The organism is Candidatus Phytoplasma solani, assembly GCF_040126175.1.
Taxonomy (GTDB): domain Bacteria; phylum Bacillota_I; class Bacilli_A; order Acholeplasmatales; family Acholeplasmataceae; genus Phytoplasma; species Phytoplasma solani_A.
In genome coordinates this window covers 585,161-597,234 of sequence record NZ_CP155828.1, presented here as the reverse complement: position 1 = coordinate 597,234, position 12,074 = coordinate 585,161, and the positions used below count along the sequence as shown (strand labels likewise).

The window sequence follows — 12,074 nt, the reverse complement described above, 5'->3', positions numbered from 1 at the left end:
ACAAATTATTCTTTTTTATTGTATAATTGAAAATGTAAGTTATATTTTTATAAAGATTATATTTATGAATTTATGAAAAAGTTTATGATCTTTTATTTTATATGTGAAAAGAAGAGTATTTCTCTCGCCTGATAAACTTGAAAAAATAGTTTTTGGGCAAATAGCACGCAAACATTTAATTTTTTTGCTAAACACTGTTTTATACTTTTAGTTTTAATGCTATTTATATTAAGAGAAATGCTTTTATCATAGGCATTTCTTTTTTTTAAGAAGAAATATTTTTTTAAAACTTATCCCAAAATTATTGATACTAAATTAAAGGAGGCTTGAAATATTAAATTATCTAAAATAAAAAAAAGTTCTAATGTAGAATTATACAATGATAAAATACCCAAAGGTAAATATTTAATTATTGATGAAAAAGGGGTAAAATTAGGAATTTTTAATCAAAATGAAGCTTTAAAATTATCGGAACAAAAAGAAATTGATATTGTAGTTGTTAATGCAGATTCTGTTCCTATGGTCGCTCGTTTGATGGATTATCAAAAACATCGTTACAATCAGCAAAAAAAAAATCGTGAAGCTAAAAAAAAAGCTCAAATTAGTGTTTTAAAAGAAATTAGGATTACCCCTAATATTGATACTAACGATTTAAATACTAAACTAAAGCAAATTCAAAAATTTTTAAAACAAGGTGATAAAATTAAAATTAGTATGCGTTTCCGCGGTCGTATGATTAATAATTCTAAATTAGGAGAAGCAATTTTGAAAAAAATTATTCAAGATTTAAATAGTTTGGCTCAAATAGAAAGTCCTTTGAAATTACAAGGTAATCAATTTACAACTATTTTATCTCCTTTAAAATAAAAATTATTTTTTTATATTTTAACAAAATTAATAATTGTTTCATTTTTTAAAATTATAATCAAATAAAAAAAATTGTTATTGCCGGGTTTTATCTTTGTTTTTTAAAAAAAATTAATAAATTATCATCATATGTTAATTTTAACATCAACAAAAATTTAAACAAGATAGCTAAAATTATGACAAAAGCAAAAAAAAGAAGAAAGGAACTAATAATAAAATGATTAAAAAGAAATCTCATAGTGGTCTTAAAAAAAGAATTAAAGTCACTAAAAATAAGAAATTATTAAGAGGACATGCTTATAAAAATCATCTTGCAGCTTCTAAAACCACTAAACAAAATAGAAAATTAAGAGGAGTTGTTTCTGTTGATCATTCTGATTATAAAAGAATTAAAACCCTTATTAGAGGTTTATAGAAAGGTTAAAAAAATAAAAAAATATGGCTAAAATTAATTTTACCCCAGCAAGACATAAACGTCGTAAAAAAGTTTTAAAATTGGCTAAAGGTTATTTTGGTTCTAAAAGTACCCTTTACAAAACAGCTCATGAACAAGTTATGCGTTCTTTGCAATATTCTTATAGAGATCGTAAACAAAGAAAAAGAGATTTTCGTAAATTGTGGATTGCTCGCGTTAATGCTGGTTGTATGTCTTTAGGAATAAAATATTCTCATTTGATGCATGGTCTTGTTTTGGCTAAAGTTGATGTTAATCGTAAAGTTTTAGCTGATTTAGCATATCAACAACCAGAAGTTTTTTCTAATTATGTGAAATTAGCTCAATCTTCTTTAAAACAATTTAAAAAAGAATTAACAAAACAAAAAACTGAAGAAGAAAAACAGCAAGAAGTAAAATTACAAAAAGAATTACAACAACAAAAAAATGAAGCAGAGAAAGAAGAACTTGAATTAACAAGACAACAACAAGAAGAATTAGAAAAAAATAAAAAAGAGTTACAACAACAAAAAAATGAAGCAGAAAAAAAAGCGAAATTGCCCAAAAATAATTCTAAATTTGTTATTGATAAATTATCAAAAATGTTGCTTCCTGAGTTAAAACAATTAGCCAAAGATTATCAAATATCTGGCATTTATAAACTTAAAAAAATAGAAATAATCACTCTTTTAAAAGAAGTACTGATGAAATAGTTATTTTGAAATTTTGCTTGCTTGAAGAAATTATTCTTGAAGTAAACTAAAAAAATAAGGAGAATTTTGCATGAGTAAAATAATCATTAAAAAAGGATTAAATTCTATATTTATAGGAATTTTATTATTTTTAGTTTCTGTTTTTTGTTTTTTGGATACAGAGCTTCCAATAGGCACCACTACAATTAAAATTAAATTGGGAGATATTTTTTTGGGTATTCTTTTGTTTTTATTTACTTATTTAGTTGTTTTTAACAAATATAAAAAAACTTTAACTAAAAGCCGTTTTATTTTTGCTTTTGAAACTATTTTATTTATTTTACTTATTTTAACTGGTTTTTTTTTGCCAGCAATGGGATTATGTTCTGTTGAAACATTTAAGAATGAACATACTTTTATTGCTCATTTTTTAAACTTTAATAAATGTTTAGCTTTGCTTGTTTTGGTTCATAGTTTCGTTAGTTTGCATATTGAATATTTCAAAAAAGAAAAAAATATATCTTTTACTTTTTACCTGGTTATGTTTGGTTGTGGAAGTTATGCAATAGGTACTGAATTATTATCTAGAAATACTATTTTAAAAACATTAGCTGTTTTATCTTTTTTCTATGCTCTTTTTCATTTTTTTGTAGCTATTCAAAAAATGAAAAAACACTGATACTCGCATGGAGCAAAAAAATTAATAATTTAGTTTCTATATTTAATGGTACTCTTAGTTCAAAAATAATTTTAATATTATAGTAACTCTTAAGAATAGATAAATTTGTTTTAGCAATAACTTTTAAACATTAAATGACTATTCAAAAATTAGATTATAATTACAACATCAAAGATAATAAAATTATACATTTAGTTCATGAAGTAATTTTATTTGATCGTTTTGTTTTTTATATTTTATTAATTTAAATAAGTAATGTATGACAAAAAAAAACATTAAACTTTTGCATTTTAAGTTAAAAATCAAATATAATTTTGTTTCAATAAAATTATATTTACAAAATTAAATAATTGCAATGAACAAACTAAAATAATTTAGTTTGTTTCTTTTAAATAAGAGCCGTAATCTTTTAATTAAGTGGTGGTAGAAAATGATTTTTATTTATTTTTTAGGCTATGACTACAAAAATGTATCATATTAAGCAAAGTTTTTTAGAATATAATATTATTAAATAACTATTACTTTTTTTAAAAAAAGGGGCAAAAAAATAATGATTTTAGAAAAAATAAAAAATTTAATGGTAACTCAATTATCTTTAGAACCCAATTCAATAACCTACAAAACGCGTTTTAAAGAAGATTTAGGGCTTGATTCGTTGGATGCCTTAGAATTGATAATAGAAATAGAAAAAATTTTTAATATTAGCATTAGTGATGCAACTTTGCAAAATTTTAAGACAGTAGAAGATATAGTTATATATATTGAAAAAAATCTTTCCTAATTAATATTAACAAGGAAATCATAATTTTTGACATTCAAAACTGTTTTGTAATAAAAAAAATTGATTCTTAGTGATGATGATAAAATCGATGCACAACAATATAGAAGGTTTATAATAATGGTTAAATTAAATTATGATTTTAAAAAAATAGAATATAAATGGCAACTCTATTGGCAAAAAAATAAAATTTTTAAGACAAAATTTATTACATGTCAAAAGAAATTTTATTGTTTAGATATGTTTCCTTATCCTTCTGCAGAAGGACTACACGTCGGTCATATTGAAGGTTATACAGCAACTGATATTGTAAGTCGTTTTAAAAGAATGCAACAGTATAATGTTTTTCATCCTTTTGGTTGGGATTCTTTTGGACTGCCCGCAGAACAATATGCTTTGCAAACAGGTAAAAATCCAAGAACCTTTACTTATGACAATATTAAGAATTTTAAAAAACAAATTCAAAGAATAGGTAAAAGTGTTGATTGGGATAAAGAATTAGCTACTTCAGATCCTAATATTTATAAATGGACTCAATGGATTTTTAAAAAACTTTATGAAAAAAAATTAGCAGTTTTACAAGATATAGAAGTTAATTTTTGTCCTGAATTAGGAACAGTTCTTGCAAACGAAGAAGTCATTTCCAACGAAAAAGGTCTTTTTTCTGAAAGAGGATTTCACCCCGTTATTAAAAAAAAAATGAAGCAATGGGTTTTAAAAATTACTGATTATGCCGAAAGACTTTTAACTGATTTAGAATTTGTTGATTGGCCCTATAACGTCAAAGAAATGCAAATTAATTGGATCGGTAAAACTCAAGGTGCTATCGTTTCTTTTGCTATTTTTAACCAAAATTTTTATTTAAAAGCTTTTACTACTCGTCCAGATACTCTTTTTGGTGTTACTTTTTTAGTTGTAGCTCCTGAACATGAATTATTATCACAAATTACTACAATAAAACATAAAGAAGAAGTTTTAGCTTATTTAGAATACACCAAACAAAAAAAAAATTTAGAAAGAGATATTAACAAAGATAAAAGCGGTGTTTTTACGGGTAGTTATGCTATTAATCCCTGTAATGAAGAAAAAATTCCCATTTGGGTTGCCGATTATGTTTTACCTCATTTTGGTACAGGAATTTTAATGGGGGTGCCTTTCCATGATCAAAAAGATTTTGAGTTTGCTCAAAAACACCATTTAAAAATGATTCAAGTAGTTGAACCAAAGATAACTTTTGATTGTTTAACCAATAAAAATGCAAAAAAAAAGATAACACAAGCTTTTGTAAGCGATGGAATTCATATTAATAGTGATTTTTTAAACGGCCTAAACAATCATCAAGCACAAATAAAAATGATACAATTTTTGGAAAAAAAAGGTTTAGGTCATCCTCATTACACTTATAAATTGCATGATTGGGTTTTTTCACGTCAAAGATATTGGGCAGAACCATTACCTATTTTTTATGATAAAGCTAATAAGATTTATGTTTTAGAAGATGAATCTTTGCCTTTGGAATTACCTTTTTTAGAAAAAATTAAACCTTCTGGTACAGGAGAATCACCATTATCAAAAGCATACTTTTGGTTATATTTTGAAAAAGATGGTAAAAACTATCAAAGAGATTCTAATACTATGACCCAATTAGCAGGTAGCTCTTGGTATTACATTGCCTATATTTTAAAAAACTATTTAGGTTTAATTCCTTTAAATACAGTTGAAGCTAAAAAATTATTAGATTATTTTTTGCCTGTGGATTTATATATTGGCGGGACAGAACATGCAGTCGGTCATTTGTTATATGCACGTTTTTGGCATAAATTTTTATATGATTTAGGTTTAGTTTCCCAAAAAGAACCTTTTCAAAAATTAGTAAATCAAGGCATTATTTTAGGAAACGATCATACTAAAATGTCTAAATCTAAGGGCAACGGTGTGAGCGCTTCTTTAATGTTGGAAAAATATGGTGCAGATGTTTTAAGACTATACATTATGTTTATGGGACCTTTAGAAGATATTAAAAGTTGGAATGAAAAAGGATTTCAAGGGATACAACGTTTTTTAAATAGAATTTGCCAGATGTTTTCTTTTGAAATAACAGATCAAAAAGATATTATTTTGGAAAAATTATTGCATCAAACTCTTAAAATAGTGACTCAAAATTATGAAAAATTAAAATTTAATAAAATTATTAGTCAATTAATGATTTTTGTTAATCAAGTTTATAAATGTCAAAAAATAGAAAAGGGACAAGCCCAAATTTTTTTACAAATGTTAAACCCTATTGCGCCTCATTTGACAGAAGAGTTAAACCAAGTTATTTTAAAAAATGAAGAAACATTAGTAAATATGATTTGGCCTACATTTAATCCTGAATATTTAGAGGTTATGCAATCTCAATTCATTGTTCAAGTTAATGGTAAAATGCGTTCTATTTTACTGTTACCTTTTGGTTTTTCTTTGGATACAATCACATTGGATCAAATGAAAGCTTTAGCTTTGCAAGATAAAAAAGTTTTTAAATTTCTTTCTCAAAAAACACCTAAAAAATATTTTGTTATTTCTCATGGACCATTAAAAATTTTAAATATTATTGTTTAATTATTTTTTTAGTCTATGATATCGAAATTATAATCTTTTTGTAGGTAATTTTTTTTGGTGATAATGACTTTTTTTCTTTCGCTTTGCTTTTATTATTTGATTTTTAAACTTCAATTCAAGTAAATGTTTATCCAAAATGATGCAAATTTTTTTGAAAAAAAGGTATGTTAAGATGAAATTAAACCAAAAAGGTCTTTTAATAGTTCTTTCAGGACCTTCAGGGGTTGGCAAAGCAACAGTTAGAAAAGCTTTATTTGAAATGAACAATCATAATTTTGTTTATTCTATTTCAGCAACCACAAGAAGTCCTCGATTAGGCGAACAAGAAGGAAAAGACTACTATTTTCTTAATAAAGAAGAATTTGAGTTAGGGATTAAAAATAATCAATTTTTAGAATGGGCTAAATTTATTGATCATTACTATGGTACTCCTCGAAAACAAATTCAAAATTATTTAAAAGAAGGTAAAGAGGTTTTTTTAGAAATTGAAGTGGAAGGGGCAACCCAATTAAGAAAAAAAAAATTCCCTAATGCTGTTTTTATTTTTTTGGTGCCTCCTGAAAAAAAAGCTCTTTATGAAAGATTGAAAAAAAGAGGAACAGAGCCAACTGCAAAAATCCAACAACGAATCAATAAAGCTAAAAAAGAGTTTCCTTTAGCTCATAAATATGATTATATTGTTGTTAATGATGATGTTGTTAATGCTGCTGACCGCATTATTGCAATTATTAGAGCTGAACATGCAAAAACTAAACGCAGTATTCGTAATTATTTAAAAATTTTGGAGAACAATGGTTATGCTGAACAATAAAAAAATAAATAAAGATGGTTTAAGTTATCCTTCGATTGATAAATTATTAGATCAAATTAATTCTAAATATAAATTAGTTCATGTAGCTAGCAAAATAGCTCATATAATAGAAAAACAAAAAAAACCGTTATTTGAACTTAGATGCAATAAAGCAATTGGTAAAGCTTTAGAAGAAATTATTCATGATAAAGTTAAATTTGTTTTTAAATAAATAAAACAATATATTAAAGTTAAATTACAATTTAGATAAAGTAATTTAACTATTTTTTTTATGTTAAGGAGTTATTAATGGATTTTAAACATATTTCAGTTTTGAAAAAAGAAGTTATCTCTTTTTTAAATATTAAACCCAATGGTGTTTATGTTGATGCAACATTAGGTCAGGGTGGGCATACTTTAGCTATTGTAAAACAACTACAAAATGGTTTTTTATATTCTTTTGATCAAGATTTAAAAGCTTGTTATAACATGAAAAAACAAATACAACCTCATTTTCCTATCGAAATTATTCATAGTAATTTTGTTAATTTAAAAGTAGAATTGGCTAAAAGGGGTGTTTTTCAATTAGATGGAATTTTGTTTGATTTAGGGCTATCTTCTTGTCAAGTTGATGATCCTAAAAGAGGTTTTAGTTATTTACAAAACGTCCTTTTAGATATGAGATTTGATACAAGGAAAAAAACTACAGCCCAAGATATTGTAAATCTTTATTCTTTTGATAAATTAAAAAACATCTTTAAAACTTATGGCGAAGAAAAAAAAGCATCTTTAATTGCAAAAGAAATTATTAAGAGAAGACCTTTGAAAAAATCTTATGATTTGATTGCTATAACAGATATGTTTTATAGATATCACAAAGGACATAGTGCTAAAAAAATTTTTCAAGCTTTACGAATCGAAGTTAACCAAGAATTGGAAGTTTTAAAAAAGGCCTTAATGCAAAGTCTTGATTTGCTAAAAAAAGAAGGGCGTATAGTTGTTATTAGTTTCCATTCTTTAGAAGATAGAATTGTTAAACATTTTTTTAAAAAAAATAGCATTTGGGAAATTCCAAAAAAATTACCTATTGTTAAACTTAACTATCCTGCAACTCCTTTACGAATTATTACTAAAAAAGCTTTAGTTCCAAGCGAAGAGGAAAAGAAAAATAATTCCCGCAGTATCTCAGCTAAATTAAGAGTAGCTGTTAAAAATATTTAAAACAATAGTTAATTTATTTTATGTAATAAAAATACTACTAAAAAACTGTTTTTATTTTTTTAAATGATTATTTTTTTGATATAATGATTAGTGTTTTCTTTCGTTTGCAAAGTTTGTTAACCACCAAAAAATCATTAGATGGAGGTTTATAAATGGTTCAAACAGAAAAAATAAACAAAATTTTAATTGCTGAAAAAAGAAATAGAAAATTTTTGTTAGAAGGAAACTTATGGAAAGTAATTTTTTATTTTACTTTCCCTGTTATTATTTATTGGGTTTTTCAAAATATTTCGGATTCGATCGATCTTTTAATTTTAAAAAGACATGATTTTGATCCATCGCAAATAACTTTTCTTAGTCGTGTCCATTTATTTAAAGGAGTTATTATTCCTTTCGGTATTTCAATAGCTACAGGGGGAGTTATTTTGGTAGGTCGGGCTTATGGTAAAAATAACCTTGATCAAATGCGTCTTTATTTAGCTAAAACTTTTATTTTATCAATTTTAATTGGTTTAGTGCTTTCAATTTTATGTATTTTTGTCTTTCAAACACCTATCTTAAATAAAATTTTAGGAATCAATCAAGATCCTCAAGTAAATATCGACCAAAGAAGATATTATAATCTTATTATCGTTTCTTTTGTTTGTATTGTTATTAATACAGTTTTTTTAAGTTTAGAACGGGCTAAAGGCAACAACAAAGTAGCTCTTATTTTGAATTTATTGAATGCTTTTATTAAAGTTATTTTATCCTTTTTTTTGTTTTATGTTTTTGGTAAGTCAATTAGTTCTTTAGCGTGGGCTACTTTTATTTCTAATGCTGTTGTTACTTTATTTGCTCTTTGGTTTTTATTTTGCGATCATCAAAACCCCTTTAAAATTGTTTTAAAGAAATTACGTTTTGATAAGGAATTTTTACAAAAAATTGCTAAACTAGCTATTCCTGTTTGCGCGAGTATTAGTGTTTATGGTTTAGGAAAATTAATTGTAAGTATTATTATTAGAGAATTTTATAATAATGGCCCCGAAAAACTTAATAGTGCCCAAATCGGAGCTAATTTAGCTTTAGCAGTTACTATTAATAATGTTTTTTATAATTTATTAAATTCTTTTTGTGATTCTCAAAATGCTATTATTTCTCAAAATTTGGGACATAATAATCTTAATCGAGTTTTTGCAGCTTTTAAAAAAATTATTTTTTGTATGTTTGTTTTAGCAATAATAGGTACTTTAATTAACTGTTTTGGTTATAAGTTCTTTTTACCTTTTTTTAATAATAAAACTTGGGAGAAAATTCCTGTTTTAGAAAGAGAAACTTTCCGTAAATTATTGTTTTTTGAAACAACTAGTTTATGGTTATCTTCTGGTTCTATTATTTTATTTAATTTTTTGTTATCTTTTAAAAAAGTAGCTCCTTCTTTTTATATTAATTTTTTAAGAAGTATATTGCGTATTTTTTTCATTTGCTTATTTTCCCATAATTTTTTAAATTGGGGTGTGACAGGGGTTGGTTTAAGTATTTTTTTAAGTAATTTGTTTTGTTTTATTATTACTGTTTGGATTTTTATGTCTTTTTATCTTAAATTAAAACGAGAAAATTTATTTGAACAAGATTAACATAGGTAAGCTCCACAAAAAAATGAACTGATAAAGAACAACAATTTTTGAGACAATAATGACATGGCTACAAAAAATATTTACTATTATTTTTATAATACACTGTTAAAAACAAATTGCAACATAAAAAAAATAAAAAAATAAACTTTTTTTAATAAGCTCCACAAAATAGAACCAGTTGAAAGCAACAATTTTATCGAAAAAAAAATATGATTTTTTGCGAAAAACCAAATTGCTTATTAATCACTATTGTTATATCATGAAAACAGTTTTGAAAAAAAATATTAGTCTTTGAAGTATTTTTAATTTGTTGTTTAAAATCAATATTATTAAATTTATTAAAATTTTAACTAAACAAAAGATGATAAATATACGGATAGATCAATTGCGTTTTATCAGCGATTTGTCTTTGTTGTTTTATTTACAATCGGCCCCCGTCCAACCGTGCGAGCAAGTTTCCAAGCACACGGCGCTTCCAAATCTCTGCTGATTTTCATCAGTCCGTCATTGAAACCTTCAGGGTTTAGGGTTAATGGAATCACTCTGTTTCATCCCCCAGGTAACAGTTTTACTCTATTGCATTTCTCATTTCTGAGTTTGCTTTACATCCTCCAGACTATCTCCGCTTTGTGATGTCTGTCTTTGTTGGGATCACCTGCTTTCCCATCTATTATGTTTGACGTGAAGAGATTTGGTTCCCCTTTCGCCTTGCGAGGGTTGTTATCCCTTTCCTTGGTAGGTCAGTGCGCGATAACGTTCCAGTTATAGTTTTGAATTTCCTACGACTACTCTACGGTTCTGCTTTTCCCTTGAATCTATCAACTTAATGATATTTTAACTAGTTACCTAGTGATTTTTGGGGAGATAGAAGTTACTCTAATTTACGACCAATTACTTTAGGTGAGATGACCTTAGCTCAGGTAAATACCGTTTGGCTAGGTGAATAATTAGCTTTTTTAATTGATAATTTTAGATATTCCGTATCATAGTATCTAAATAGCTAATTTCAGAGTGTTTTGCTATTATCTCTGAGCTATCTAATTGCATTCCTTTATTCTCTTAGGTTCATTTCAGAGCTATATCCGTAGGAATATCATCTTAGGTAATAACTTCCCTTCAATCCGCTTTCGATCTCTGCTATAATTTTTGGTTCTTTCGTTCCGAAAACCGAGATCGTGATGTCACATATTATCGTGTGTGTGGGAGTTGGTTAAATCCCTAGTAAGTTAGGCATCTTTCTCGCCCACCATATTCTTTCAGTGTTTATCTGCACTGGTTATTGGTTAGATAACACGATAATTAGGCATTTTTGGCGTCCAATTTAAAACTTTTATTTTGCGATAAATATTATAATATCTAATATAATCAGTAATAATTTCTTTAATTTGTAATTCATTTAATTTTTGTATCTTTTCATAATGAATTGTTTCGCGTTTCATGTTGGCCCAAAATGATTCCATGCATGCATTATCAGTTGGCATACCTTTTGCTGAATAGCTAGCAATCAAATTGTTTTCTTTTAAATTAGTTTGATATTTCTTGGAAGTATAAACACTCCCTCTATCACAATGGATAATACAAGGTTCTTTTAATTTTGGAAGATATGTTAAAGTATTAATTACAAAATTAACATCAGCAAACTTAGAAATATTAAACCCTATAATTTCGCGGTTGTGTAAATCCATAATCGTTGAAACAAATAATTTTTTATTTTTCGGTCCAAAAATAATATAAGTAATATCAGTGCATAATTTTTCAAAAGGTTTTATTGATTTAAAATTATTTTGAATTAGGTTTTTTAAAATATTTTCTTTTTGAACCGATAAATCATAATAATATTGAGGTTTTCGTTGAATTCTTTGTGATAATAAACCAAATTTATGCATTATTTTTAAAACAGTTTTAAGATTGATTTTGAATTTAAGATTAATTAATTTTTGATGAACTACGCGATATCCAAGGCGTCTTTTCCTTTTGCCATCAGTATTAATATATGAATTTTGTTTACATATTTGAAATAAAGCTTTTTCTAAATCATTATGTGGCCTAGGATTGCTACTTTGTTCTATCCACCGATAATAACTATTTTTAGAAATATGGAGCCATTTTGTTAATTGATTCAACGAAATATCTTTTTTATATTCATCAATAATTTCTAAATACAATTTTCTATTCTTTTTAAAACTATTAGCAATTTTTTTATTAATTGCTGTTTTTATTATATTAATTTCTTCTGTTGTTTCTATTTGCGTATTTTTTCCTTTAATTAGTGATTCTAGCCCTTCTGCTCCTAGTTTTTCATACACTTTAACCCATTTATAAATTTGACTACGATTTTTAATTTTAAATTTCTCTTGTATTTCTTTACATTTTTTCTCTTCTTATTTTAAAATAACA

General features: G+C 25.7%; 10 protein-coding genes and 1 pseudogene. 10 read left to right on the top strand and 1 reads right to left on the bottom strand.

The features are described from left to right. Nucleotides 1-333 precede the first annotated feature (333 nt). The 10 genes from infC (at nt 334) to PSOL_RS02860 (ending at nt 9,677) form a co-directional block, all read left to right on the top strand. Nucleotides 334-867 carry a translation initiation factor IF-3 gene (gene infC, locus PSOL_RS02905; protein ID WP_349402219.1) on the top strand — a complete coding sequence of 178 codons (534 nt, stop codon included), beginning with the start codon at nt 334-336 and terminating at the stop codon, nt 865-867. A 217-nt stretch (nt 868-1,084) separates the two neighbouring features. Next, nucleotides 1,085-1,282, top strand: a complete 198-nt coding sequence (rpmI, locus tag PSOL_RS02900) for a 50S ribosomal protein L35 (RefSeq protein ID WP_349401869.1) — start codon at nt 1,085-1,087, stop codon at nt 1,280-1,282. 23 nt (nt 1,283-1,305) lie between these two features. Beyond that, a complete protein-coding gene (rplT, locus tag PSOL_RS02895) occupies nt 1,306-2,013 on the top strand; it encodes a 50S ribosomal protein L20 (protein ID WP_349401868.1) in 708 nt (235 codons plus the stop codon). Nucleotides 2,014-2,083: 70 nt separating this feature from the next. Then, the gene (locus PSOL_RS02890; protein ID WP_349401867.1) at nt 2,084-2,671 is read left to right on the top strand and encodes a hypothetical protein; all 588 of its coding nucleotides are present in this window, start codon (nt 2,084-2,086) and stop codon (nt 2,669-2,671) included. 550 nt (nt 2,672-3,221) lie between these two features. Next, nucleotides 3,222-3,452 carry an acyl carrier protein gene (gene acpP / locus PSOL_RS02885; RefSeq protein WP_349401866.1) on the top strand — a complete coding sequence of 77 codons (231 nt, stop codon included), beginning with the start codon at nt 3,222-3,224 and terminating at the stop codon, nt 3,450-3,452. 117 nt (nt 3,453-3,569) lie between these two features. Then, nucleotides 3,570-6,050, top strand: coding sequence for a leucine--tRNA ligase (gene leuS, locus PSOL_RS02880; protein ID WP_349401865.1), 2,481 nt, complete (start codon nt 3,570-3,572; stop codon nt 6,048-6,050). A 172-nt stretch (nt 6,051-6,222) separates the two neighbouring features. Then, complete coding sequence (gmk, locus tag PSOL_RS02875) at nt 6,223-6,861, top strand: guanylate kinase (RefSeq protein ID WP_349401864.1); 639 nt, start codon at nt 6,223-6,225, stop codon at nt 6,859-6,861. Next, nucleotides 6,848-7,072: a DNA-directed RNA polymerase subunit omega gene (gene rpoZ / locus PSOL_RS02870; RefSeq protein ID WP_349401863.1), complete on the top strand. Its 225-nt coding sequence runs from the start codon at nt 6,848-6,850 to the stop codon at nt 7,070-7,072. The genes gmk and rpoZ overlap by 14 nt, the downstream gene beginning before the upstream one ends. A 77-nt stretch (nt 7,073-7,149) precedes the next feature. Continuing rightward, the gene (gene rsmH, locus PSOL_RS02865; protein ID WP_349401862.1) at nt 7,150-8,061 is read left to right on the top strand and encodes a 16S rRNA (cytosine(1402)-N(4))-methyltransferase RsmH; all 912 of its coding nucleotides are present in this window, start codon (nt 7,150-7,152) and stop codon (nt 8,059-8,061) included. A gap of 152 nt (nt 8,062-8,213) precedes the next feature. Beyond that, a complete protein-coding gene (locus tag PSOL_RS02860; RefSeq protein WP_349401861.1) occupies nt 8,214-9,677 on the top strand; it encodes an MATE family efflux transporter in 1,464 nt (487 codons plus the stop codon). Nucleotides 9,678-10,960: 1,283 nt separating this feature from the next. Here the strand turns inward: PSOL_RS02860 and PSOL_RS02855 are convergent. Then, nucleotides 10,961-12,043, bottom strand: a pseudogene (locus tag PSOL_RS02855) (IS3 family transposase); the annotation flags it as partial. Nucleotides 12,044-12,074: the final 31 nt, after the last annotated feature.

Excerpts from the sequence above, each read along its gene's own strand:
- PSOL_RS02890 (WP_349401867.1), top strand. The coding sequence starts at position 2,084 with ATGAGTAAAATAATCATTAAAAAAGGATTAAATTCTATATTTATAGGA.
- rpoZ (WP_349401863.1), top strand. The coding sequence starts at position 6,848 with ATGCTGAACAATAAAAAAATAAATAAAGATGGTTTAAGTTATCCTTCG.
- gmk (WP_349401864.1), top strand. The coding sequence starts at position 6,223 with ATGAAATTAAACCAAAAAGGTCTTTTAATAGTTCTTTCAGGACCTTCA.
- PSOL_RS02860 (WP_349401861.1), top strand. The coding sequence starts at position 8,214 with ATGGTTCAAACAGAAAAAATAAACAAAATTTTAATTGCTGAAAAAAGA.
- rpmI (WP_349401869.1), top strand. The coding sequence starts at position 1,085 with ATGATTAAAAAGAAATCTCATAGTGGTCTTAAAAAAAGAATTAAAGTC.
- rsmH (WP_349401862.1), top strand. The coding sequence starts at position 7,150 with ATGGATTTTAAACATATTTCAGTTTTGAAAAAAGAAGTTATCTCTTTT.
- rplT (WP_349401868.1), top strand. The coding sequence starts at position 1,306 with ATGGCTAAAATTAATTTTACCCCAGCAAGACATAAACGTCGTAAAAAA.
- leuS (WP_349401865.1), top strand. The coding sequence starts at position 3,570 with ATGGTTAAATTAAATTATGATTTTAAAAAAATAGAATATAAATGGCAA.
- acpP (WP_349401866.1), top strand. The coding sequence starts at position 3,222 with ATGATTTTAGAAAAAATAAAAAATTTAATGGTAACTCAATTATCTTTA.